The organism is Burkholderia sp. KL41 (assembly GCF_057005415.2).
Genome location: NZ_CM174446.1, coordinates 1,353,360 through 1,377,986 on the forward strand (window position 1 = coordinate 1,353,360; position 24,627 = coordinate 1,377,986).

The 24,627-nt window shown below is 68.1% G+C and carries 23 protein-coding genes and 1 riboswitch; of the genes, 9 read left to right on the top strand and 14 right to left on the bottom strand.

What is annotated here, in order from left to right:
• Positions 1–13: 13 nt before the first annotated feature.
• The 5 genes from PQB87_RS06425 to thiC form a co-directional block, all read right to left on the bottom strand.
• Entirely contained in the window at positions 14–1,294 is a 1,281-nt protein-coding gene (locus tag PQB87_RS06425; RefSeq protein ID WP_059681903.1) for a sensor domain-containing phosphodiesterase, read from the bottom strand.
• A gap of 409 nt (positions 1,295–1,703) precedes the next feature.
• Positions 1,704–2,630, bottom strand: a complete 927-nt coding sequence (locus PQB87_RS06430; RefSeq protein ID WP_027787943.1) for a DMT family transporter — start codon at positions 2,628–2,630, stop codon at positions 1,704–1,706.
• Between the two features lie 143 nt (positions 2,631–2,773).
• Positions 2,774–3,013, bottom strand: coding sequence for a hypothetical protein (locus PQB87_RS06435; RefSeq protein ID WP_060225401.1), 240 nt, complete (start codon positions 3,011–3,013; stop codon positions 2,774–2,776).
• 194 nt (positions 3,014–3,207) lie between these two features.
• Positions 3,208–3,420: a YMGG-like glycine zipper-containing protein gene (locus PQB87_RS06440; RefSeq protein WP_021162063.1), complete on the bottom strand. Its 213-nt coding sequence runs from the start codon at positions 3,418–3,420 to the stop codon at positions 3,208–3,210.
• 250 nt (positions 3,421–3,670) lie between these two features.
• Complete coding sequence (thiC, locus tag PQB87_RS06445) at positions 3,671–5,602, bottom strand: phosphomethylpyrimidine synthase ThiC (protein WP_048024440.1); 1,932 nt, start codon at positions 5,600–5,602, stop codon at positions 3,671–3,673.
• A 124-nt stretch (positions 5,603–5,726) separates the two neighbouring features.
• Positions 5,727–5,843: riboswitch (TPP riboswitch) on the bottom strand.
• A gap of 269 nt (positions 5,844–6,112) precedes the next feature.
• Between thiC and PQB87_RS06450 the strand changes: the two genes are divergently transcribed.
• The 3 genes from PQB87_RS06450 to PQB87_RS06460 all read left to right on the top strand — a co-directional run bounded on the left by PQB87_RS06450 (position 6,113) and on the right by PQB87_RS06460 (position 7,946).
• Positions 6,113–6,403: a pentapeptide MXKDX repeat protein gene (locus PQB87_RS06450; protein ID WP_153488041.1), complete on the top strand. Its 291-nt coding sequence runs from the start codon at positions 6,113–6,115 to the stop codon at positions 6,401–6,403.
• 92 nt (positions 6,404–6,495) lie between these two features.
• The gene (locus PQB87_RS06455; RefSeq protein ID WP_027787939.1) at positions 6,496–7,128 is read left to right on the top strand and encodes a cytochrome b/b6 domain-containing protein; all 633 of its coding nucleotides are present in this window, start codon (positions 6,496–6,498) and stop codon (positions 7,126–7,128) included.
• A 29-nt stretch (positions 7,129–7,157) separates the two neighbouring features.
• Positions 7,158–7,946 (top strand): molybdopterin-dependent oxidoreductase, encoded by a 789-nt coding sequence (locus tag PQB87_RS06460; protein ID WP_021162060.1) that lies wholly within the window; start codon positions 7,158–7,160, stop codon positions 7,944–7,946.
• A gap of 40 nt (positions 7,947–7,986) precedes the next feature.
• Here the strand turns inward: PQB87_RS06460 and PQB87_RS06465 are convergent, their stop codons facing one another.
• Together PQB87_RS06465 and PQB87_RS06470 are read right to left on the bottom strand one after the other, a co-directional pair.
• A complete protein-coding gene (locus tag PQB87_RS06465; RefSeq protein ID WP_021162059.1) occupies positions 7,987–8,268 on the bottom strand; it encodes a helix-turn-helix domain-containing protein in 282 nt (93 codons plus the stop codon).
• Positions 8,265–8,618, bottom strand: a complete 354-nt coding sequence (locus PQB87_RS06470; RefSeq protein ID WP_060196151.1) for a type II toxin-antitoxin system RelE/ParE family toxin — start codon at positions 8,616–8,618, stop codon at positions 8,265–8,267. The genes PQB87_RS06465 and PQB87_RS06470 overlap by 4 nt, the downstream gene beginning before the upstream one ends.
• Before the next feature lie 505 nt (positions 8,619–9,123).
• On the opposite strand from PQB87_RS06470, the gene PQB87_RS06475 reads away from it, so the two are divergent.
• Positions 9,124–10,296 (top strand): EamA family transporter, encoded by a 1,173-nt coding sequence (locus PQB87_RS06475; RefSeq protein WP_059681908.1) that lies wholly within the window; start codon positions 9,124–9,126, stop codon positions 10,294–10,296.
• A gap of 21 nt (positions 10,297–10,317) precedes the next feature.
• On the opposite strand, the gene PQB87_RS06480 is transcribed toward PQB87_RS06475, so the two are convergent.
• The 7 genes from PQB87_RS06480 to PQB87_RS06510 form a co-directional block, all read right to left on the bottom strand.
• Positions 10,318–11,517, bottom strand: coding sequence for an MFS transporter (locus PQB87_RS06480; RefSeq protein WP_048024444.1), 1,200 nt, complete (start codon positions 11,515–11,517; stop codon positions 10,318–10,320).
• 242 nt (positions 11,518–11,759) lie between these two features.
• Positions 11,760–12,584 (bottom strand): phosphodiesterase, encoded by an 825-nt coding sequence (locus PQB87_RS06485; protein ID WP_489242701.1) that lies wholly within the window; start codon positions 12,582–12,584, stop codon positions 11,760–11,762.
• A gap of 87 nt (positions 12,585–12,671) precedes the next feature.
• Complete coding sequence (locus PQB87_RS06490; RefSeq protein WP_489242702.1) at positions 12,672–13,703, bottom strand: ABC transporter ATP-binding protein; 1,032 nt, start codon at positions 13,701–13,703, stop codon at positions 12,672–12,674.
• Between the two features lie 13 nt (positions 13,704–13,716).
• Complete coding sequence (locus tag PQB87_RS06495) at positions 13,717–14,625, bottom strand: ABC transporter permease (protein WP_489242703.1); 909 nt, start codon at positions 14,623–14,625, stop codon at positions 13,717–13,719.
• 10 nt (positions 14,626–14,635) lie between these two features.
• Complete coding sequence (locus PQB87_RS06500) at positions 14,636–15,460, bottom strand: ABC transporter permease (protein WP_124918624.1); 825 nt, start codon at positions 15,458–15,460, stop codon at positions 14,636–14,638.
• A 17-nt stretch (positions 15,461–15,477) separates the two neighbouring features.
• A complete protein-coding gene (locus PQB87_RS06505; protein ID WP_021159576.1) occupies positions 15,478–16,506 on the bottom strand; it encodes an ABC transporter substrate-binding protein in 1,029 nt (342 codons plus the stop codon).
• Positions 16,507–16,566: 60 nt separating this feature from the next.
• Positions 16,567–17,592, bottom strand: coding sequence for a LacI family DNA-binding transcriptional regulator (locus PQB87_RS06510; RefSeq protein WP_489242704.1), 1,026 nt, complete (start codon positions 17,590–17,592; stop codon positions 16,567–16,569).
• A gap of 953 nt (positions 17,593–18,545) precedes the next feature.
• Between PQB87_RS06510 and PQB87_RS06515 the strand changes: the two genes are divergently transcribed.
• The 5 genes from PQB87_RS06515 to lpdA all read left to right on the top strand — a co-directional run bounded on the left by PQB87_RS06515 (position 18,546) and on the right by lpdA (position 24,597).
• A complete protein-coding gene (locus PQB87_RS06515; RefSeq protein ID WP_175829461.1) occupies positions 18,546–19,172 on the top strand; it encodes a flavin reductase family protein in 627 nt (208 codons plus the stop codon).
• Positions 19,173–19,585: 413 nt separating this feature from the next.
• Positions 19,586–20,818 (top strand): 3-methyl-2-oxobutanoate dehydrogenase (2-methylpropanoyl-transferring) subunit alpha, encoded by a 1,233-nt coding sequence (locus PQB87_RS06520; protein WP_027787930.1) that lies wholly within the window; start codon positions 19,586–19,588, stop codon positions 20,816–20,818.
• A gap of 2 nt (positions 20,819–20,820) precedes the next feature.
• Positions 20,821–21,861 (top strand): alpha-ketoacid dehydrogenase subunit beta, encoded by a 1,041-nt coding sequence (locus PQB87_RS06525; protein WP_059681919.1) that lies wholly within the window; start codon positions 20,821–20,823, stop codon positions 21,859–21,861.
• Between the two features lies 1 nt (position 21,862).
• Complete coding sequence (locus PQB87_RS06530; RefSeq protein ID WP_489242705.1) at positions 21,863–23,200, top strand: dihydrolipoamide acetyltransferase family protein; 1,338 nt, start codon at positions 21,863–21,865, stop codon at positions 23,198–23,200.
• A 5-nt stretch (positions 23,201–23,205) separates the two neighbouring features.
• Positions 23,206–24,597, top strand: a complete 1,392-nt coding sequence (lpdA, locus tag PQB87_RS06535; protein WP_489242706.1) for a dihydrolipoyl dehydrogenase — start codon at positions 23,206–23,208, stop codon at positions 24,595–24,597.
• The last annotated feature ends 30 nt before the right edge of the window (positions 24,598–24,627 follow it).

Consider the following 24,627-nt stretch of genomic DNA (forward strand, 5'->3'; position numbering starts at 1 on the left):
GCATCCGCGCCGGTTACCGCATCACGGTGCCGGCGCTGTCGAGTACGAAGTCGACGCAGAACACGACGAGCCGGCTCTGCGCGCGGATCGCGACGGCGGCCGTATAGCAGTCGCGGCCTTCCGTCAGCGAGAAATGCGGGCCCATCAGCGCGACGCGTCCGGGCGCGGCGATCGCGCGCTGGAAATACGGGCGCCGCGACCAGTTGCTGTGGGTCTCCGGAAAGAGCGGTGCGAGGCGGGTGACGCCGGCCTGGCCGTCGTCGGCGGGCGCGCCGATCGACGGCAGGAACTGCTCGCCGGTTTCGTCGGTGACGAACACGCGGCGGGCGGCCGGCACCGCGAACACGCGTTGCGCGGCGTCCTGCAGGTTGCCGCTCGCGGAAAACGCGGCCGCGCCGGTCAGCACGAGCCGTTCGATCGCGTCGAAGCCCGGCTGCTCGGCGACGACCGGCGTGTGCCGGCGGGCGATGAAGCGCTGCCACGCGGCGTCGAGCATCGCGGGTGCTGCCGCGCTGGCATGGGCGATCGATGCGTCGGGCTGGCCGAACTGGAAACCCTGCACGAAATCGATGTCGGCTTCCATCAGCGCCTGCAGCGAATCGTCGTTCTCGACGCCCTCGGCGAGCACCATCGCGCCGGCCTGGTGCAGCATCGACACGAGGTGATGCATGATGCGGCGATCGTCGGCCGAACCGGTCGAGCGTTCGACGAGCGAGCGATCGAGCTTGACGATGTCCGGGCGCGCGCGCCACACGCGGTCGAAGTTCGAGAATCCGGTGCCGAAATCGTCGATCGCGATCAGGAAGTCGCGATGCTGGATCATGTCGATCGTGCGGGCGAGCGCGGCTTCGTCGCGCGACGGCTGTTCGACCACCTCCAGCACGATGCGGTTCGGCGGCAGCGCGAAATGCCGGCACAGTGCCTCGACGAATTCGCGCTGCACGAGGCCCGAGTCGAGCACGCGCGGCGTGACGTTCAGGAACAGCCAGCCGTCGCCGATGCCCTGCGCGACGAAGTTGGCCGTATGCAGGCAGCGCGCGAGCCGGTCGAGCAGCAGCGCGTCGGCGTCGGCGCGCGTCTTGTCGAACAACGCGGCGGGCGAGATCAGTGCGCCGTTCGCGTCGACGACGCGCAGCAGCGCCTCGTAACCGACGACCCGCTTGTGCGTGATCGACAGCACGGGCTGGAACACGCTGCGCAGCGTCGTGGTGCGATAGGTGGCGACCCAGCCGCCAGGCGTCGGCGTGAGACGGTCGAGCAGGGAGTCGAGCGAGAGGTCGCGGGCGGGCTTCATGTCAGCGGAGCCCGGGGGCGAGCGGCGGGGCGGTAGCGCGCCGCCGCGCTGAAGCGGTCGCACGCGCCGGCGGACGCGAAAGGACGTGAGACATCGAGGCCGCCTTCTGCGGGTAAGTGTTCGGAGTGTAACGGGAATGGGGCCGCTCGCGTATCAGGGAAACTCCAGACGCACGCGGGTATGCGGCTGCGGCCGGCGCCGCCGCCGCACATGACGACCCGGCGGCATGGTGAGCGCGATGAGGCGAGACGGGCAATCCCGGCGGCCGGCAGGGCCGCGAGCGCATGTCGCCGTCAGACGAATGCCGGCGATGCTGCGGTACCCTCAACGGCGACGCGGAGAACAGCCGGCACCCGGTCGGAAGGCATCACGGCCCGACCGATGGCGATACGTGCACCCGAATGAATCGTCAGGTCGCTTCGCCGCTGCGCGGCCGGATCCCGGGAATCCGCTTGATCACGCCGGTCGCGAGCGCGGTGCCGACGAGCACGATCGCGCAGCCTTCGATCATCACGGCCGACACGTGTTCGCCGAGGAACAGCGCGCCCCACAGCAGGCCGAACACCGGAATCACGAACGTCACGGTGATGGCGCGGGCGGGGCCGACATGCGCGATCAGGTAGAAGTAGATGAAATACGCGATGCCTGTGCAGGCGACGCCGAGCGCGAGCACCGAGCCCCACGCGTGCGCGCTGACCGGCGCGGCCGGCCAGGTGGCGATCGCGAACGGCAGCAGCAGGACGGTCGAGCCGATCATGCTGCCGGTCGCGTTGACGAGCGGATCGACGCCGGTCAGCTTGCGCTTCGTGTAATTGGCCGCGATGCCGTACAGCAGCGTCGCGCCGAGTGCGGCGGCGGCGGCGAGCGCGGTCGCGGCGGCGCCCGTTTCGCCATGCGCATTCGCGATCTGGTTCCACACGAGCGTGAGCACGCCGGCGAACCCGATCACGAGGCCGAGCGCACGCGGCAGCGACAGCTTGTCCTTCAGCCACAGGTAGGCTACGAGCGCGCCCCAGAGCGGCGTCGTCGCGTTGATCACCGACGTCACGCCGGCCGACAGCGTCAGTTCGGCGAACGCGAACAGGCAGAACGGGATGCCCGAGTTCAGCGCGCCGACGACGAACAACGGCCACGCGTGACGGCGCAGCCGGGTGCCGAGATCGGCGGGTTTGAAGCGCGTCAGCGCGAAGCCCGCGAGAAACAGCGCGCCGATACCGACCCGCAACGCCATCAGCGGCGCCACGCCGAGATCGACGACGCCGATCCGGATAAACAGGAACGACGCACCCCACAGGGCAGCGAGCACGGTCAGCAGAAGGGCGTTCTTGGGCGACATCGAGTGTGAAGGGCGGGGAAGGGATGCGGAGAATCTTACACCCCGTTACCAGCCCGTCGTTTCACGTTTCGATGAAATGGCAAGAAACGGGAATGTCGCCGGCTGCCGGCACGGGATAGCCGCGTGCCGGCGGTCGAGCCCGGTCAGTGATGGCGCCAGCCGCCGTGTCCGCCGAAGCCGAAATTGAGCGATACCGCCGGTCCCCAATAGCCGCCCCATGCGGGCGCATAGGCAGGTGCCGGATAGTAATAGGCGGGGCCCGGATCGACATAGACCGGGGCCGGTGCAGCCGTGTAATAGCCGCCGGGATAATAGCCGTACGGGTAGTAGCAGCCGGCGAGCGTCACGCAGGCGAGCGCCGCGGCGACGAGGGTCCTGTTCATGATGTCTCTCCGGCGGAGCCGGCAATCGGCAGATGCTTAAGCTTAGGCCGCGCGCCGATGACACGGTGTGCAAAACGGTAACGGATCATTTCCGCACGGGCTGCCGGCCACGTTGCGGCGCCGCATGCGAAAACGGCGCTTTCGCACCGCGAAAACGCCGTCTGGCCGACTGTTGCGGCGCGCTGCGCCGCCTTTTACTTGCCGACCTGGTTGCCGATGATGCCGCCGGCCGCTGCGCCGCCGAGCGTCGACAGCGCGCTGCCGCCGATCGCCGCGCCGGCGACGCCGCCGACACCCGCACCGATTGCCGTATCGCGCTGGCGTCGTGACATCGAATCGCAGGCCGACAGGCTGGCCACCGTCGCGACGAGCAGAGCGCATACCCCAAAACGCCGAATCGAGTTCATGATCGTTGTCCTTGTGGTAGTGAACGGAGGTCGCGCGACCGGCTGGCGACCGCGCATGACCCCAATCTACGCGCCGTCCCGTGGCGCTGCTGTAAGGACTTGTTAAGGCTCGGGCGGTTTCGTAATCATTTGTTTCCCTCGCGCCGGCAGGCACGCGGCGTGCACACGCACAAAAAAAGCCCGCTCGAAAGCGGGCTTGCGCAGCGCCGAAGCGCGAGACGCAGCGGTCCGGGCGGACCGCCGCGCGTGCTTATTGACGGTGATAGATCTCGGCGCCGGTCTTGACGAACTCGACCGCCTTGACTTCCATCCCCTTCTTCAGCGCTTCGGTTTCCGACACGCCCTGCTGCGCCGCGAACTCGCGCACGTCCTGCGTGATCTTCATCGAGCAGAAGTGCGGGCCGCACATCGAGCAGAAGTGCGCGACCTTCGCGGAATCCTTCGGCAGCGTTTCGTCGTGGAATTCGCGCGCCTTGTCCGGATCGAGGCCGATGTTGAACTGGTCTTCCCAACGGAACTCGAAGCGCGCCTTCGACAGCGCGTTGTCGCGCACCTGCGCACCCGGGTGGCCCTTCGCCAGGTCGGCGGCGTGAGCGGCGAGCTTGTACGTGATGATGCCTTCCTTCACGTCGTCCTTGTTCGGCAGGCCGAGGTGTTCCTTCGGCGTCACGTAGCACAGCATCGCGGTGCCGAACCAGCCGATCATCGCGGCGCCGATGCCGGACGTGATGTGGTCGTAGCCCGGCGCGATGTCGGTGGTCAGCGGCCCGAGCGTGTAGAACGGCGCTTCCTTGCACCAGTCGAGCTGGAGATCCATGTTCTCCTTGATCAGCTGCATCGGCACGTGGCCGGGGCCTTCGATCATCACCTGCACGTCGTGCTTCCACGCGATCTGCGTGAGTTCGCCGAGCGTCTTCAGCTCGCCGAGCTGCGCTTCGTCGTTCGCGTCGTAGATAGAGCCGGGGCGCAGGCCGTCGCCGAGCGAGAAGCTCACGTCGTACGCCTTCATGATCTCGCAGATCTCTTCGAAGTGTTCGTACAGGAAGCTTTCCTTGTGATGCGCGAGGCACCACTTCGCCATGATCGAGCCGCCGCGCGACACGATGCCCGTCATCCGGTTCGCGGTGAGCGGCACGTACTGCAGGCGCACGCCCGCGTGGATCGTGAAGTAGTCGACGCCTTGCTCGGCCTGCTCGATCAGCGTGTCGCGGAAGATTTCCCAGGTCAGGTCCTCGGCCTTGCCGTTGACCTTTTCCAGCGCCTGGTAGATCGGCACCGTGCCGATCGGCACCGGGCTGTTGCGGATGATCCACTCGCGCGTTTCATGGATGTGCTTGCCGGTCGACAGGTCCATCACCGTGTCGCCGCCCCAGCGGATCGCCCACGTCATCTTGTCGACTTCCTCGCCGATCGACGACGTGACGGCCGAGTTGCCGATGTTCGCGTTGATCTTCACGAGGAAGTTGCGGCCGATGATCATCGGCTCGGATTCCGGGTGGTTGATGTTCGCGGGGATGATCGCGCGGCCGCATGCCACTTCCGAGCGCACGAATTCCGGCGTGATCTCGGCCGGCGCGTTCGCGCCGAAGGCCGCTGCGCCGAACGCCTGGCCCGGGTGCTGGCGGCCCATCATCGCGGCGAGCTTCGCGCCGTTCGGGCCGCTCGCCTTCAGGCTCTCGAGGTACTCGGCGCGGCGCTGGTTCTCGCGGATCGCGATGTATTCCATTTCCGGCGTGATGATGCCCTGGCGCGCGTAGTGCATCTGCGTGACGTTCTTGCCGGCCTGTGCGCGGCGCGGGTTGCGGTGCAGGCCCGGGAACCGCAGGTCGGCGGTGGCCGGGTCGGCCGCGCGCTCGAGGCCGTACTGGCTCGACAGGCCGCCGAGCACTTCGGTGTCGCCGCGTGCCTCGATCCAGCCCTGGCGCAGCGCGGCCAGGCCCGCGCGGATGTCGATCTTCGCGTCCGGATCGGTATAGGGGCCCGACGTGTCGTACACGTAGATCGGCGGATTCTTTTCGCCGCCGAAGCCGGTCGGCGTATCGGCCTGCGTGATTTCACGCATCGGCACGCGGATGTCGGGCTGCGAGCCGGTTACATAAACCTTGCGCGAATTGGGCAGCGGGGCGACAGCGGCGGCGTCGACGTGTGCGTCGGCGGACAGAAACTTCGGATTGGCGTTCATGCAATCTCCTGTATGAGCGCCGGACAGGCGCTTCGGCGCTTGCCCGGAGCCCTTGACGAATGTGGGGCTCGAGCTAAGCAGGAGACGAGGCTTGGTGAGGCGGCGGATTTCGTCAGAAGGATGGCGGCGAAATCCGTACGCTTCCCTGCGCTGGCATTATCCAGATCAGGTTCAAAGGGTATTTCTCACCCGCAATGCCGGTTGTTTGACCGCGCGCATTGCAGGACCCCCGCGTTAGCAGCGCACACGATACACTGGCTTCGCGGCGGTTTCAACCGGGAGAGGATCGGCTGCCCCGGTGCGGCCGCAGCATGGCGGGCGGTGCGATGGCCCGTCGAAATGGCAGCGCGCGTCGCCGCCGCATGGCCCCACGGCTTGGCCGGCCGGGGCGAAGCGGTGCAACATGGCGCGCTTTCGCGCAACTTCAAAAAAAATTTTCGCAGCGGCTGTCATTTCCCGCGACGTCGTCCGTCTATTCGGCTCCTTAAACCCATGTTTTGGAGAGATGTCATGAAAAAAGTACTGATCGCCGCTTGCGTCGCCGCTATCGCCACGATCGCCACGGGCGCGTATGCACAGAACGACGCGATGTCGCAGCCGGGTTCGTCGATGTCGAAGGACGCGATGGGCCACGACGCGATGGCCAAGGATGCAATGGGCCATGACGCGATGAAGAAGGACGGCATGAAAAAGCATGCGATGAAGAAAGACGCGATGAAGAAAGACGCGATGAAGAAGGACGCGATGTCGCACGACGAGATGGGCAAGCCGTCGGGCGACAAGATGGCGCCGTCGAACTGACGGAAGCGGACGCGGCGCGGCCGGCGCGTGCGTCGCACGGCGGCCGCCCGCACCGCATCCTGTCTGGTCGACTCATTCCCGGAGTCTTCATCATGCAAACCGTTCCCGCTACCGGCCGCGCGACAGCCACGCCGCCCGCGCGCCCGATTCATCCGCTGTGGGTGCGCGCGAGCCACTGGCTCAATGCGCTCGCGGCGATCCTGATGGTGCTGTCCGGCTGGCGCATCTACGATGCGTCGCCGATCTATCCGCCGTTCGTGTTTCCGCACGGCATCACGCTGGGCGGCTGGCTCGGCGGCGCGCTGCAATGGCATTTCGCGGCAATGTGGCTGCTGGTCGGCAACGGGCTGTTCTACCTCGCGATGTCGATCGCGACAGGGCGCCTCGCACGCAAGATGCTGCCGGTCACGCCGGCGTCGATATGGCGCGACGTGCGTGCCGCGCTGGGCGGACGGCTGTCGCACGACGACCTGAGCGTCTACAACGCGGTGCAGCGTGCCGCTTACCTGACCGCGATCGTCGATCTCGTCGTGCTGGTGCTGTCGGGGCTCACGATCTGGAAATCCGTGCAATTCCCGCTGCTGCGCGAATTGTTCGGCGGCTACGACAACGCGCGTGTCGTGCACTTCTGGGCGATGTCGCTGCTCGTCGCATTCGTTGTCGTTCACGTCGCGATGGCGCTGCTGGTGCCGCGCTCGCTGCTCGCGATGCTGCGCGGTCGCTGACCCGCGAGCCGCGGGCGAAGGAAATCATCATGTCGGAATCCGAATACAAGCGCGACGGTTCGCGCTGGACGCTCGACCGGAAGTCGCTCGAGCTCGACGTGCGTCGCGAGCTCGAGATGCCGTCGCGGCGCCTCTTCAACCGGCGCATCCTGACGCTCGGCGGCCTGACGATGCTGACCGGCTGCACGTTGAAGGACGACGCGTCGGTCAACACGTTCCTCGAGACGGTGTCGCGCATGAACGACCGCGTGCAGGCGTGGCTGTTCAGCGGCGAACGGCTCGCACCGACCTACACCGAAGCCGACATCACGCGACCGTTCCCGTTCAATGCGTACTACGGGATCGACGACGTGCCGCACGTCGATGCGTCGACGTACCGGCTCGTGCTGTCCGGCCGCGTGACGGGCAAGCGCGTGTGGACGCTCGACGAACTGTATGCGCTGCCGCACGCGGAGCAGATCACGCGACATATCTGCGTGGAAGGGTGGAGCGCGATCGGCCGCTGGGGCGGCACGCCGTTCGGCGCGTTTCTCGCACGGGCCGGCGCCGATACACGGGCGAAGTACGTGGGCTTCAAGTGCGCGGACGATTACTACGAGAGCATCGACATGCCGACCGCGCTGCATCCGCAGACGCTGCTCGCGTTCGACTACGACGGCCGCCGGCTGCCGCCGGAATTCGGCTTCCCGATGAAGCTGCGGATGCCGACCAAGCTCGGCTACAAGAACCCGAAGCACATCATGGAAATCTTCGTGACCGATACGTATCCGGGCGGCTATTGGGTCGATCAGGGGTACAACTGGTTCGGCGGATCGTGAGCGGTGCGTGGCATGCGGTGGCGGCGCGTGCCGCGATGCATCACGCGGATTCGCGCACCTGGAGGTCGACGCGCAGGCCGACAGCCGCCGCCATGTTGACGAGCGCGTCGAGCCCGAACAGGTTGATCTTGCCGCGCAGCAGGTCGGAGACGCGCGGTTGCGTGACACCCAGCTGTTTCGCGGCCTGGGCCTGGCTGAGCTCGAGTTGCGCGATGCGCTGCTTGAGTGCGATCATCAGTTCGGAGCGCAGCTTCATGTTCTCGGCTTCGGCCGGCTGGCCCTCGATTGCGTCCCAGACGCTCTCGTAACGTTCGTTGGTCATCGTTTCCTCTCCATCATCAGCGCGCGATAGCGCCGGGCGGCCAGATCGATATCGGCCCTGGTCGTGCGCGCCGATTGCTTCCTGAAGCAGTGAAGCACGTAGACGGCGTCGGCGAAGGTCGCGACGTAAATGATCCGGAATGCGCCGCTCGCATCGCGCAGGCGAATTTCCCGCACGCCGACGCCGACGGTGCGCATCGGCTTCCAGTCGTCCGGCGCCAGGCCGCGTTGCACCTGGTCGATCTGGTGGCCGGCTTCGCGTCGCGCGGGCAGCGGAAAGCCGCGAAGATCGGCGAGGGCGCTGCCGACGAAAACAACCGGCTTCGGCGGAAGAATGGTTGAATTATACAAAATTTTGTATGGGTGGTGCGGGTTTTGAAGGAAGGTCGCGCAGGGCGCGCGGCGCGTGAGTCGACCGTCACGATAAGGGGGAAGCAGTGGCCGGTGTGCAGGACTGGCCGTTCGGCCGATGCCTGGTTCGCGCGCGGCGGACTGCCGTTGGTGGTGGGGGCGAGCCGGCACCGGCAGCGCATGCGCGCGGCGTATCCGGCCCCCGATTTCACCCGCCCGCCGGCCGTAAAATGTCGCGCGGAAACATCATTCGCGATCCTTTCAGACAGGTCCGATGATGCTTTCGAATCCTTGATGCCATAATGCCGAGCGTGCGCAGCCGAAGCGGTTGCGCGCATTTTTTTTGTCCCTCTGCCGCCGCCTGCCGGTTCTCTTTCGTCGCCGTTCGCACTGCCATGTCGTTCCGCACGTTCGCTCTGCCTTCCCGGTCCCGCCAGGGCCGTTTGCCGGCGTCGCCGGCGTCTTTCAGCGGAGCACGCGGCGCGACGTGCGGGCAGGCTGCGCGATGACGCCGCTCGACCGTCTCCTCGATTTCTTCGCCCGCTTCTCGTTCCGGATCCGCCTGCCGCAAAGCCGCGGCGGCCGCGTCGCGCTGGCGCTCGTGTTCATCTATTTCGTCTGGGGTTCGACCTACAGCGGCCTGCATTTCGCGCTGCAGTCGTTCCCGCCGCTGCTGCTGTCGGGGCTGCGCAACCTGCTCGGCGGGATCGGCCTGTTCATCTTCGCGCTGCGGCGCAAGCCCGAATGGCCGACGCTGCTGGAAATCCGCAATGCGGGGATCGTCGGCACAATGCTCGTCGCGCTGTCGTCCGGCACGATCGCGCTCGGGATCAGTTCGGTCAGCAGCGGCTCGGCCGCGGTGATGGTGGCCACGGTGCCGCTGTTCGCGACCGTGATCGCGGCGGTCGCCGGGCGGCCGGTCACGAAAGGCGAGTGGGCGGCCGTCGCGCTCGGGATGGTCGGCATCGTCGTGCTGAATTCGGGCGGCGCGGCCGCGCAGAATTCGGCGCTCGGCACGATCTGCGTGCTGGCCGGCGCACTGTTCTGGGCCGGCGGCGCGCATCTCGCGACGCGGCTCAAGCTTCCGTCCGACCTGTTCCTGTCCACGTCGCTGCAGATCGGCCTGGGCGGCATGATCTCGACGCTCGTCGCCTGGCTGATCGGCGAGCGCATCGAGCACGTGATGGTGGGGCCGGTGTTCGCGTTCCTGTACCTGATGGTGTTCTGCACGATGGCCGCGTACGTTGCGTACGGCTACCTGATCCGCCACACGAGCCCGATCATCGCGAGCAGCTGCATGTACGTGAACCCGATCGTCGCGGTCGCGCTCGGTGCGCTGCTGCTGGGCGAGCCGGTGACGATGGCGACCGTGGTCGCGACCGTCGCGATCCTCGGCAGCGTCGGGTTGTCGTTCGTGTTCGATCCGGCTCGCCGGCCCGCGGCGCGCGCGGCAGCCGCCGGTTCGGCGGCCGCGGCAGCCACGTCGGCGGCGGAGGCTTCGTCCGCACCCGAGCAGATCGCGGTGCCGGATGCGGCACCGATCCTGGCGCCTTCCGCCGTTCCGCTGGCCGTGCCGACCCCGGCTGCCGTGATGGACCCCGCCGGGGTCGTGGATCCGGCGCCGGCGTTCGCGCCGCCGCCCGCCGCCGAGCCCGCAGCGCCCCGCACCGACGCGTGACGCCGCCGTGGCCGGTCGCGCTTAGTCGCGCCGGCCGCCGCGATGGTGGAACCAGCCCGCCAGCGCGGTGAACGCCAGCCCGGTCGCGCACAAGCCGATCCAGCCGAACGCGTGCCATGCGGCCACACCGGCCGACGAGCCGAGCGCGCCGCCGATGAAATAGCACACCATGTACACCGTGTTCACGCGGCTGCGCGCCTCGGGCTTCAGCGCATAGATGCGCGACTGGTTCGAGATCTGCGCGGCCTGTACGCCGACGTCCAGCACGATCACGCCGATCACGAGCCCGACGAGGCTCGAGCCCGACAGCGCGAAGATCACGAACGACAGCGCGAGCAGCGCGATCGCGAGCGAGATGATCGCGCGCGGGCCGCGCTTGTCCGCGAAGCGGCCCGCGTAGGGCGCCGCGAGGGCGCCCGCCGCCCCGACGATCCCGAACAGGCCGGCTGCCTGCGGGCCGAGATGGAACGGCGCGCCGGCGAGCAGCAGCGTGAGCACGGGCCAGAATGCGCTGAATGCCGCGAACAGCGCGGCGCCCGTCAAAGACGCCTCGCGCAGCCCGCGCAGTTCGACCGCCAGATGCCACATCGAGCCGAGCAGCTTGCCGTACGACAGCGTCGACGTCGGCGAGCTGCGCGGCAACCGCAGCACGATCACGGCGGCGAGCGCGACGAGCGCCGCGACCGACGCGGCGAACACCGCGCGCCAGCCGAAATATTCGGCGACGAAGCCGGCGGCGGTGCGCGCGAGCAGGATGCCGAGCAGCAGGCCGCTCATCACGGTGCCGACCGCGTGTCCGCGCTCGGCCGGCGGCGCGATCTCGGCGGCGAACGGCACGGCCTGCTGCGCGATCGTCGCGAGTACGCCGATCGCGAGGCTCGCGACGGCGAGCACGGCCAGCGACGGCGCGGCGGCCGCGACGATCAGCGCGACCGACAGGCCGGCGATCTGCATCAGGATCAGCCGGCGGCGGTCGAAGCGGTCGCCGAGCGGCGCGAGCAGGAACATGCCGGCCGCATAGCCGAGCTGCGTCGCGGTCGGCACCGCGCCGATCCACGAGGCGCCGTCGGGAAACGCGGAGCGGAAGCTGTCGAGCAGCGGCTGGTTGTAATAGATGTTCGCGACGGATACGCCCGCGATCGTCGCGAGCAGCAACAGCAGGCTGCGCGAATAGTGGGGCGAGGCGGCGTCGGTCGGATGGTCGGTGGAGGCGGTGGACATGGCTGCGCGGACGGAGTGGGGCGGCGCGGCGCGCGGCGCACGCATCGGGTGCGCAAGCGGGCGGGGGGCCGGTCAAGGCTGCCGATCATACCGGAGCGGCGTGAATCCTGCCGGGCGTGCGGTGGACCGGCAGAGTCGGCAGATCGGCAGGTCGGCAGAGTCGGCAGAGTCGGCAAACCGGCAAACCGGCAAACCGGCAAACCGGCCGTCCGCCGCCCCGTCATCGCGCGCGCTTTACTCCGTCAATCGACCAGCTCGCCCGTCGGCTCGTAGAACGGATAAGGCCCGGCGCCTTCATCGACATACACGTGATGCGACGTCATCCCCGTATCGGGCGCATGGCGGTGAACCGCGAACGCCGGCGGCTCGAGCCGGAACGCGGACGGCGCGTCGGTTCGCAGGTCGAAGGCGACCTGATGCGCGGGCGACGGCACCGCGGACGCGAGCGTGCCGCCGAAGCGCGTGAACATCGTGCGATGCACGTGGCCGCACAGCACGCGCTCGACGTTCGGATGAGCGCGCAGCAACGCGTCGAGTTTCGCGGCGGCGGCGGGCGCGAGGCGCAGCTTGTCCATGTGGCCGATTCCCGCCGCGAACGGTGGATGATGCAGCGCGACGATCACGGGCCGGTCGCGCGCGGCGTCGAGCTGCGCGGCGAGCCACGCGAGCCGTGCGTCGCACAGGTCGCCGTGGCTTGCGCCGGGCACCTGCGAATCGAGCGCGAGCACGCGCACCGTGCCGACGTCGAGCGCGTACTGCACGAATTCGCCATCCTGCAGCTCGGCGCGATCGGCAAACGCGCGGCGCAGCCCGGCGCGGTCGTCGTGATTGCCGATCATCAGGTAGTACGGAATCTCGAGCGCCGCGAGCAGCCCGCGCAGGTTGCCGTACTCTTCATCGTGGCCGAAGTCGGTGAGGTCGCCGGTGACGAGCACGACGTCGGGGCGCGGCACGAGCGCGTTCAGTCTGTCGATGCAGCGCGCGAGCGCGGCCGCCGTGTCGACGCGCCGGTACGCGAGCTGGCCCGGACGCTTGATGTGGAGATCGCTGATTTGAGCAAGCAGCATCGTCGTTCCTCGGAATCGTCTGGTTGTTGTCGCGACGGCGTCGCGCGCCGCGGTAGGGGGCTGCATGAATGATGCCCGAACGATGGATTACGCGCCGAGCGCGATCAGGCCTTCCGGTGCGATCGCGAGGCCGACCGCCGTACCGCGTGCGAGCGCGATGCGGCCCGGCACGTCGATCACGAGCGCATCGGGGGCCGCGTGCTCGATCGTGAGCCGTGTGCGCTCGCCGAGGAACGCGCACGCGCTGACCGCGCCGCGCAGCGGCGCATGCGCGGGATCGGCGAGTTGCGCATCCTCGGGGCGGAAGAACCACTCGTCGGCCGCGTGCGGCGTGACGATCGCGCCGCCCGTGGTCACCAGCGTGCCGTCGCGCCACTGCCCGGTGAGCCGGCTCAGCGTGCCGATGAACTGCGCGACCGTGCGGTTCGCCGGGTGGTAGTAGATGTCGCGCGGCGTGCCGATCTGCTCGATGCGGCCCGCGCCCATCACGACGATCCGGTCGCCGAGTTCCATCGCTTCGGCCTGGTCGTGCGTCACGTAGACCGTCGTCACGCCGAGCTCGCGCAGCAGCGCATTCATCTCGCGACGCAGCACGTCGCGCAGCTTCGCGTCGAGCGCGGTCAGCGGCTCGTCGAGCAGCAGCACGCGCGGTCGCACCGCCAGCGCGCGGGCCAGCGCGACGCGCTGGCGCTGGCCGCCCGACAGCTGGTCGACCGGCTTGTCCGCATGCGCGTCGAGCCGCATCATCGCGAGCAGCTCGTCGACGCGCTCGCGCAGCGCACGCGGCTCGGTCTTGCGGATCTTCAGCCCGTAGCCGACGTTGCCGCGCACCGTCAGGTTCGGAAACAGCGCGTAGTTCTGGAACACCATGCCGACCTGCCGGCGCTCGATCGGCAACGCGGTGACGTCGTCATGGCCGAAGGCGATCGTGCCGCCGGCGTCCGGCGTGTCGAGGCCCGAGATCAGGCGCAGCGTGGTCGTCTTGCCGCAGCCCGACGGCCCGAGCAGCACGAGCGTTTCGCCCGCGCCGATCGACAGGTCGAGCGGTTCGAGCACGCGCGTGCCGCGGAACGTCTTCGCACAGCGGGTCAGGGTGATGGGAGTGGAATCGAGTTTCATGTCTGCGAGAAATTCAGCGCGGACGCTTCTTGAGCGCACGCGTGCCGGATGGATCGACGCCGAGCCACTGCATCGCGACGAGCAGCGGCAGCGTCATCAGCAGGAACAGGATCGTGTACGCGCTGCCGACTTCGAGGCGCAGCGACGCATAGGTATCGGCGAGGCCGACCGGCAGCGTCTTGGTGTCGGGCGTGTGCAGCATCCACGTGAGGTTGAATTCGCCGATCGACAGCGTGAGCACCGCGAGCGCGCCCGCGACGATGCCGGGGCGCAGGTTCGGCAGCACGATCGTGACGAAGCGCGTGACGAACGATGCGCCGAGGCTGGCCGCACCTTCCTCGAGCGTGCGCAGGTCGGCGCCGGCCGCGACGGCTGCCACTGCGCGCACCATGAACGGCAGCGTAAACACGACGTGGCCGGCGACGATGAACCACGGGCTCATCCGGAACGCGGTGAAGCCGCCGTAGACGACCAGCAGCGCGAGCGCCGACGCGAGGCCGGGCAGCGCGACGGGCAGCACCAGCGCCTCCTCGATCGCGCGTGCGACGCGGTGCTTGCTGCGCGCGAGCGCATAGCCGGCCGGCACGCCGACGGCGAGCACGATCGCGAGCGTCGCGAACGCGACGTAGAGCGACAGCGCGACCGAGCCGTGATACTGCTGCCACACTTGTTCCAGCCAGCGCAGCGTGAGGCCGCTCGACAGGCCGCGAAAGTAGTTGACGGTGAGGCCGGCGAGCACCGACATCACGACGGGCACGATCAGGAACGCGCACAGCAGCAGCGTGACGCCCCATTGCAGCGCGGCGATCATGCGCGCGCCGGTGACGCGCGGCGCGCGGCGGGCGATGCCGTTCACCTGCGCGGGAGCCGGTGCCGGCGAAGGCGACGGCGACGGCGCGGAAGAGCCGGAAAGCGATTGCATGCGGAAATCCTCAGGCCGCGGCGGCGGCGGTGTGGCCGGTGAAGCGGCGCGCGAGCGCGAGCACGGCCCAGGTGACGATGCCGAGCACGATCGACAGGCCGGCCGCCGTCGCGATGTTCGCGTTCAGCGTGAACTCGGTGTAGATCGTCATCGGCAGCACGTTCAGGTCGGTGGCGAGCGTGAATGCGGTACCGAACGCGCCCATCGCGGTCGCGAAGCAGATCGCGCCGGCCGCGATCAGGCCCGGCGCGAGCGCCGGCAGCACGATGTCGACGAAGATGCGCCACGGCGACGCGCCGAGCGAACGCGCGGCTTCCTCGAGCGACGCGTCGAGCTTCGATGCGGCCGCGATCACGGTGACGATCACGCGTGGAATCGAGAAGTACAGGTAGCCGACGAACAGCCCGGCGACCGAATACGCGAATACCCACTTGTCGCCTGTGAGCTTCGCGGACAGCATGCCGATCAGCCCCTGCCGGCCGGCGAGCATGATCACCATGAAGCCGACCACGACGCCCGGGAACGCGAGCGGGAACGTGAGCAGCGCGAGCAGCACGCGCTTGCCCGCGAATTCGCGGCGCGCGAGCAGGAGCCCCGAGACGGTCGACAGCACGAGCGTCGCGAGCGTGACACCCGCGGAGAGCGCGACGGTCTCGCCGAGGCTTTTCATGTAGCGTGCATTGCCGAGCAGGGCCGCGTAGTGCGGGAAGAATGCGCCGTCGGCGGACACCCGGACGAGCGCCGCCATCGGCAGCAGCCAGAACGCGGCGAACACCGCGAGCGCCGGCGCGACGAGCGCGACGCGCCAGCGCAGCGGGAAAGTCAGGTCGAGCATCGGTGGCGTCCTGGCGCTTACTGCATCACTTGCAGGTACTGCTGGCCGAATGCCTGCTGGCCGGCCGCCATCTTGCCGAAGTCGACCGATTTCGCGCGGGCGTATTCGCTCGCCGGCAGGAACTTCGACGCGACGTCGGCGCCGAGCGCCTGTGCGCGAACCGGACGCAGGTACGCGTTGGCCCACAGCTTCTGGCCTTCGTCGGACAGCACGAAGTCGAGCACCTTCCTGCCGTTCGCGTCGTGCGGCGCGCCCTTCACGAGACTCATCACGTACGGCACCGCGATCGTGCCTTCCTTCGGAATCACGAACTCGACGTTCGCGCTGTCCTTGTACTTCGCGCGATACGCATCGAAGTCGTAGTCGAGCAGGATCGGAATCTCGCCCGACAGCACCCGCGCGTAAGCGGTCTGCTTCGGCACGATCGGCGCGTTCGCCTTCAGCTTCCTGAACCAGTCGAGCGCCGGCTTGAAGTTGTCGAGGCTGCCGCCGAGCGCCTGGTTCACGGCGACTGCGCCCGCATAACCGACGAACGCGCTCGACGGGTCGAGATAACCGACCATGCCCTTGTATTCCGGCTTCAGCAGGTCGGCCCACGAGCGCGGCACCGGCTTGCCGTCGAGCGCGTCCTTGTTCACGAAGAAGCCGAGCGTGCCCGAGTGGATCGCGAACCAGTAGCCTTGCGGGTCCTTCAGGTTCGCGGGGATGTCGTTCCAGTGCGCGGGCTTGTACGGCGCGATCACGCCCTTGTCCTTCGCCTGGAACGCCGACGACACGCCGAGGTAGACGACGTCGGCCACCGGGCTCTTCTGCTCGGCGATCAGCTGCGCGATCGACTGACCCGAGTTCTTGTTGTCGAACGGCACGCGGATGCCGGTTTTCTGCTTGATCGCGGCGATCTGCGCGGCCCAGTCGGCCCATTCGGGCGGGCAGTTGTAGCAGATCGCCGTTTCATCGGCGTGGGCGGCGGGCGCGCCGGCGATGAGCGCGGCGCAGGCTACGGGAGCTGCAAGCGCGCGCAGCAGCGAGGTCAGGCGAAAGGACACGGTAGATCTCCGGGCGAGGGTGAGGCGCTGGGGTGAGGCGGTCAGGGGCGGTGCGTGCGTTCAGGCCTTGCGCAGTTGCAGGTCGGCGGCCGGCGGCGCGACGGTTGCGCCGTCGCGCACCACGTGCGGCAGGATCAGCGACGAGCGTTCGATTGCCGCGCCGCCGATGCATTCGACGAGGCGTTGCCACGCGTGGCGACCGATGTCGCGGTTCGGCGTCGCGATGCTTGCGAGCGGCGGCGCGAGCAATTCGCCGATCGCGATCCCGTCGAAGCCGAGCACCGACAGGTCGTCCGGGATCGAGAAGCCCGCGCGGCGCAGGCCGCGCATCACGACCATCGCGAGCAGGTCGTTGCTGCAGAAGAGGGCGGTCGGGCGCGTCGCGTGTGCGGTGAGATGCGCGAGCACCGCATCGGGCAGCTCGGGCGCGTTGAAGTCGACTTCGACCGGAGGCAGCGTGGCAACGCCGCTTTCCTCGAGTGCCTGCGCATAACCGAGATGGCGCTGGCGTGCGCGATCCGACGCGGCGAGCGAGCCGGCCAGCATCAGCACGCGGCGGTGACCGCGCGCGGTCAGCAGCCGCACGCCGTCATAGGCGGCGCTGCGGTTGTCGACCGACACCGACGGGCGGCGCTGCGTGTCGTTGTGCATCAGCACGTAGTGCGGGCCTTCGTGGTCGAGCATGTCGAGCAGCGGGTGCGTGTCCGCGTCGGCGACGGTGAGAATCAGCCCTTCGACGCGCTGCTCGCGCAGCGTCTCGATCGCGTGACGCTCGCGCGCCGCGTCGTATTCGGTCGTCATCAGGATCAGCTTGAAGCCGGCCGCGGTCGCGAGTTCGTCGATGCCTTGCAGGCAGTCGGCGAACACGGGGTTCGACAGCGTCGGCACGACGACGCCGACGAGCCGCGTGCGCTCGCCGCGCAGTTGCCGGCCGAGCGGGCTCGGACGGAATTGCAGCGTGTCGATCGCGGTGCGGATGGTCTGCAGTGTGGCGGGGCTGACGGTATGCGGTGCGTTGATCGCGCGCGAGACGGTGGCGATCGAGAAGCCCGCGAGGGCAGCGACGTCCTTGATGGTCGAGGTCATTAACTAGCGCGATGTAAACGTTTTCGGCCGGGAAATTATCGAAAACGTTTGTGACTTCGCGATGACGCAAGCGATGCCTGTTTCGCAAAAAAGCACGACACAAACATCTGACGGATGGGGCCGCCGGACGACGCGGGTTCGATTGTATCGGGGATGGTGCGGCGCGGGAGAAAATCGTGGGCGGCGCTATTCCGGCATCGATTGCACGGGATGAATCCGTGCGGCGCCGGGAGATGTCGCCATGCGGCGGCGCAGAATAAGGGAACGCATGCGCAAGCAATGGTAGAATCGCGTCCGCCCTCTTGCCGGGGTGATGAAATTGGTAAACATAGCGGACTTAAAAGATTGAGTGCCCGGCCGGAAACGGTCGGTGCAGAACCCTTCAAATTCGGCGAAACCCCTGATGCGCGCATCGAGGCAACGCCGAGCCAAGCCTCGCGGCATCCGCGAGGAAGGTGTAGAGACTAGACGGGGGGCGCCTAAGGCGCACGGGCAGCAGGCACGCCCGCGCGCGACGGTGAAGGCATAGTCCAGCGCACGAACGGCATCGCGTCCGCGACGCCGGCTTTGAAAGAAGCAGTGTGACGAAAATCCGCCGCCTTAACTGGCTTGCCGGTTCGAGTCCGGTCCCCGGCACCACGATCGCTTTCAGCGCGATTCGATGACGGTACGAAAGCCCGCGAGAAGCCATGCGCTCGCGGGTTTTTTGTTTTTGGTGCGTCCGGACGCGCGTGAGCGTGGAACGTTGCCGTTGTCGCGCTGCCTTTGTCCGGTCGTTCGAGCCGCGCGACGGTGCCTTGCGGTTCGTCTGCGTCCACTGGCCCTTCGAGGCAGCGAATGCGATGCCATGTGATACTGGCCGCGCACGTCGTACTGAACGCCGTTACCGTCATCGGCACGTGTGATGCGCCGATGGAATCCAACGCAGTTTGCATGCCGCAAGACCGCCCGTCATGACCGATTCGACCCACCACTATTACGAACCGTCGCAAGGCCACGGCCTTGCACATGATCCCTTGAATGCGATCGTGGGCCCGCGCCCGATCGGCTGGATCTCGTCGCGCGGCAGCGACGGTACGGTCAACCTCGCGCCCTACAGCTTCTTCAACGCATTCAATTACCGTCCGCCGATCATCGGTTTTTCGAGCGTCGCCGCGAAGGACAGCCTGCGCAACGTACAGGAGACCGGCGAGTTCGTATGGAACCTCGCGACGCGCGAGCTCGCCGAACGGATGAACCAGACGTGTGCCGCGGTGCCGTACGACGTGAACGAGTTCGAGCTGGGCGGCCTGACCGCCGTGCCGTCGCGTCTGGTCGACGTGCCGCGCGTGGCGGAAAGCGGCGTCAACTTCGAATGCAAGGTGACCGACGTGATTCGCCTGCGCGATCACCAGGGCGTGGAAACGCCGGCGTCGCTGGTGCTCGGCGAGGTCATCGCCGTTCATATCCGGCAGGATCTGCTGAAGGACGGCATCTTCGACACGTTCGGCGCCGGCATCATTCTGCGCGCGGGCGGCCCGTCGGCCTACGTGCACGTCAAGCCCGACAGCCGGTTCGACCTGTTTCGCCCCGACGCATGATCCGTCGCACGCTGCAACGATCGCCAAGGGCGCGCTGACGCGCTCGAACAGACGACAAAAGACCCCGCGGATATCCAGGATTCCGCGGGGTCTTTTGCTTCGTGTCGTCTTGCAGCCCGGGTGCGCCGATCCGTTCGGCGCCGATGCCCCGGCACTGTGCGCCGCGCACCGGGTACCGCACCGCCGCAAACGCATCATGGGTTTACCCCGCCTGCCGTGCCGATGGCCCTCCCGCACCCGTCATGGCAAATCTGCTCACCGCGATCGAGCGGCTTGGGCATCGACGTCCGTCGCCGCAGGGCATAAATTTTGAAGGTTGACGTGCTTATCCGCCCGTCAGCCCACGCGCAGGCCGGCAACCGGTCGCGCGTTCCCAAACAGCGTGAGACACAATCGAGCGTGGAGACGACACGATGAGCCTGTCAGAGCCATTGCGTCTGCATGTGCCGGAGCCCACCGGGCGCCCGGGCTGCAAGACGGACTTTTCCTATCTGCATCTATCGCCGGCCGGTGCGGTTCGCCGCCCGCCGATCGACGTTGCCGCGGCGGACACCGCCGATCTCGCCCGCAGCCTCGTGCGCGTGCTCGACGACAGCGGCAAGGCGGTCGGCCCGTGGGCACCGGATCTCGACGACGCGCGGCTGATCGCCGGCCTGCGCGCGATGCTCAAGACCCGCATTTTCGACGCGCGCATGATGATCGCGCAGCGCCAGAAGAAGATCTCCTTCTACATGCTGAGCCTCGGCGAAGAGGCGATCGGCACCGCGCATGCGATGGCACTGCGCGACGGCGACATGTGCTTCCCGACCTACCGCCAGCAGAGCATCCTGATCGCGCGCGACGTGCCGCTCGAGCGCATGATCTGCCAGCTGATGTCGAACGAGGGCGACCCGCTCAAGGGCCGCCAGCTCCCCGTGATGTACTCGGACCGCGACGCGGGCTTCTTCTCCATTTCCGGCAACCTCGCGACGCAGTTCATCCAGGCGGTCGGCTGGGCGATGGCGTCGGCGATCAAGGGCGACACGAAGATCGCGTCCGCGTGGATCGGCGACGGCGCGACGGCCGAATCCGACTTCCACACCGCGCTTACGTTCGCGCACGTGTACCGCGCGCCGGTCGTGCTGAACGTCGTCAACAACCAGTGGGCGATCTCGACGTTCCAGGCGATCGCGGGCGGCGAGGGCACGACGTTCGCGGGGCGCGGCGTCGGCTGCGGGATCGCGTCGCTGCGCGTCGACGGCAACGACTTCCTCGCGATCTACGCGGCGTCGAGCTGGGCGGCCGAACGTGCGCGCCGCAACCTCGGCCCGACGCTGATCGAGTGGGTGACCTACCGTGCGGGCGCGCATTCGACGTCGGACGATCCGACCAAATATCGGCCGAGCGACGACTGGTCCCATTTCCCGCTCGGCGATCCTGTCGAACGCTTCAAGCGCCACCTGATCGTCAAGGGGATCTGGTCGGACAGCGCGCACGAGGCGTTGACGGCCGAGCTCGAGGCCGAGGTGATCGCCGCGCAGAAGGAAGCGGAAAAATTCGGCACGCTGGCCGACGACCGGATTCCGTCGCCGGCCTCGATGTTCGACGACGTCTACAAGGAGCTGCCCGCGCACCTGCGCCGTCAGCGCCAGGAACTGGGAGCATGATCATGGCGCAACACGAGACAGGCACGGCAACGCAGCCGATGACGATGATCCAGGCGCTGCGCTCGGCGATGGACGTGATGCTCGGGCGCGACAGCGACGTGGTCGTGTTCGGGCAGGACGTCGGTTATTTCGGCGGCGTGTTCCGCTGTACCGAAGGACTGCAGAACAAATACGGCAAGTCGCGCGTGTTCGATGCGCCGATCTCCGAAAGCGGGATCGTCGGCGCGGCGGTGGGGATGGGCGCATACGGGCTGCGCCCGGTGTGCGAGATCCAGTTTGCCGATTATTTCTACCCGGCATCCGACCAGATCGTGTCGGAAGGCGCGCGGCTGCGCTATCGCTCCGCCGGCCAGTTCACCGCACCGATGACGATCCGCATGCCCTGCGGCGGTGGCATCTACGGCGGCCAGACGCACAGCCAGAGCCCGGAGGCGATGTTCACGCAGGTGTGCGGGCTGCGCACGGTGATGCCGTCGAATCCGTACGACGCGAAAGGGCTGCTGATCGCGTCGATCGAGAACGACGATCCGGTGATCTTCCTCGAGCCGAAACGGCTGTACAACGGGCCGTTCGACGGCCATCACGACCGGCCCGTCACGTCGTGGCTCAAGCATCCGTCGAGCGCGGTGCCCGAGGGCTACTACACGGTGCCGCTCGATACGGCCGCCGTGGTGCGTCCCGGCAACGACGTGACGGTGCTGACCTACGGCACGACGGTGCACGTGTCGCTCGCCGCGGCCGAGGAGACCGGCATCGATGCGGAGGTGATCGACCTGCGCACGCTGTGGCCGCTCGACCTCGACACGATCGTCGCGTCGGTGCGCAAGACCGGGCGCTGCGTCGTGGTGCACGAGGCGACGCGCACCTGCGGTTACGGGGCGGAACTGGTGTCGCTGGTCCAGGAACATTGCTTCTACCACCTCGAGGCGCCGGTCGAGCGCACGACGGGCTGGGACACGCCCTATCCGCATGCGCAGGAGTGGGCGTACTTTCCGGGCCCGGCCCGGGTCGGTGAAGCGTTGCGACGCGTGATGGAGGCGTGAGATGGGGATTCATGTCATCAAGATGCCGGATATCGGCGAAGGGATTGCCGAGGTCGAACTGGTGGCCTGGCACGTGGAAGTCGGGCAGACGATCAAGGAAGACCAGCCGCTCGCCGATGTGATGACCGACAAGGCGGCGGTCGAGATTCCGTCGCCGGTGACGGGCAAGGTGATCGAACTCGGCGGCCGAATCGGCGAGATGATGGCGGTCGGCAGCGAGCTGATCCGTCTCGAGGTCGAAGGTGCCGGCAACCTGAAGGCCGGCGCACCGGTGCGGGAATCAAAGGTAGAAACTGCACCGGTCGCGGCCGCGCCGTCGACGGCGGCGGCCGACGCGCCGGCAGAGTCTCCCGCCAGGCCGGCGGCGAAGCACGCGCCTGCGGAGCCGCGTCACGCGAAGCACGCCGAACGCAAGGAACACGTGGAGCCGCCGCGCGCGGCACTCGCGCCGGGTGAACGGCCGCTCGCGTCGCCGGCCGTGCGCCAGCGCGCATGGGACATGGGCATCGAGCTGCGTTATGTGCGCGGCACGGGGGACGCCGGACGGATCCTGCACGCGGATCTCGATGCGTATGCGGGCACCGGCGGCGGTGCGGCGCGCGGCGCGCGCGGATCGCGGGTGCACGGCTACGACGAACGCAACGACGAAACCGAGGTGCCGGTCATCGGCTTGCGGCGCGCGATCGCGCGCAAGATGCAGGAAGCGAAGCGCCGCATTCCGCACTTCAGCTACGTCGAGGAGATCGATGTCACCGAGCTCGAATCGTTGCGTACGGATCTGAACCGCCGCTACGGCGACACGCGCGGCAAGCTCACGCCGCTGCCGCTGCTGATCCGCGCGATGGTGATCGCGTTGCGCGACTTTCCGCAGATCAACGCGCGTTTCGACGACGAAGCGGGGGTCGTCACGCGCTACGGCGCGGTGCACATGGGCGTCGCGACGCAGACGGACGGCGGCCTCACGGTGCCGGTGCTGCGGCACGCGGAAGCGAAGGACGTGTGGTCGATTTCCGCCGAGATCGCGCGGCTCGCCGACGCGGTGCGCACGAACCGCGCGCAGCGCGACGAACTGAGCGGCTCGACGATCACGATTTCGAGCCTCGGCGCGCTCGGCGGCATCGTGTCGACGCCGGTCATCAATCATCCCGAGGTCGGCATCGTCGGCGTGAACCGGATCGTCGAGCGGCCGATGATCCGCGACGGCGCGGTCGTCGCACGCAAGATGATGAACCTGTCGTCGTCGTTCGACCATCGTGTCGTCGACGGCGCGGACGCGGCCGAATTCATCCAGGCGGTGCGCGCGGTGCTCGAGCGCCCGGCACTGCTGTTCGTGGAGTGAGCGCAATGAAGAACGAACACACCACGCTACTGGTGATCGGCGGCGGCCCGGGCGGCTACGTCGCCGCGATTCGCGCCGGCCAGCTCGGCATTCCGACCGTGCTCGTCGAGCGCGACCGCCTCGGCGGCACGTGCCTGAACATCGGCTGCATTCCGTCGAAGGCGCTGATCCACGTGGCCGACGCATTAGAACAGGCGCGCGGCCATGCAGGCGAGGGCGCGCTCGGGATTCGCGTGCGCACGCCCGAGATCGACATCGCGAAAAGCGTCGCATGGAAGGACGGCATCGTCGACCGGTTGACGCGCGGCGTCGGCACGCTGCTCAAGAAGAACGGCGTGCGCGTGTTGCACGGCGACGCACAGGTGGTCGACGGCAAGACCGTCGACGTCGTCGCCGGCGGCCACACGACGCGGATCAGCTGCGAGCACCTGCTGCTCGCGACCGGTTCCGAACCGGTCGCGCTGCCGTCGATGCCGTTCGGCGGGCATGTCGTGTCGTCCACCGAGGCGTTGTCGCCCACGACCTTGCCGAAGCGGCTGGTCGTGGTCGGGGCCGGATACATCGGGCTCGAACTCGGGATCGTCTATCGCAAGCTCGGCGTCGACGTGAGTGTCGTCGAAGCGGCGGAGCGCGTGTTGCCCGCGTACGATGCCGAACTCGCGCGGCCGGTTGCCGATTCGCTCGCGCGGCTCGGCGTGCGGCTGCTGCTCGGCCACAAGGTGCTCGGCCTGGCGGAACAGGGCGCGGTGCGCGTGCAGGCCGCCGACGGCGCGGAGCAGACGCTGCCGGCCGATCGCGTGCTGGTTGCGGTTGGCCGCCGGCCGCGTGTCGACGGTTTCGGGCTCGAGTCGTTGCCGCTCGATCGCAACGGCCGCGCGCTGTGGATCGACGACGAATGCCGGACGTCGATGCGCAACGTCTGGGCGATCGGCGATGTCGCTGGCGAGCCGATGCTCGCGCATCGCGCGATGGCGCAGGGCGAGATGGTGGCCGAGCTGATCGCCGGGAAGCGCCGCAAGTTCATGCCCGCGTCGATCCCGGCCGTGTGCTTCACCGATCCGGAGATCGTCACGGCCGGCTGGTCGCCGGACGATGCGCGGGCGGCCGGTGTCGATTGCGTGAGCGCGTCGTTCCCGTTCGCGGCGAACGGGCGCGCGATGACGCTGCAGGCGACCGACGGCTTCGTGCGCGTGGTCGCGCGGCGCGACAACCACCTGATCGTCGGCTGGCAAGCGGTCGGGCGCGGCGTGTCGGAGCTGGCCGCGGCGTTCTCGCAGTCGCTGGAAATGGGCGCGCGGCTGGAGGACATCGGCGGCACGATCCATGCGCATCCGACGCTGGGTGAAGCACTGCAGGAGGCCGCGCTGCGTGCGCTCGGGCATGCGTTACACATCTGACGGGCGCAGGTGACACGAAGCCGCCGGTGC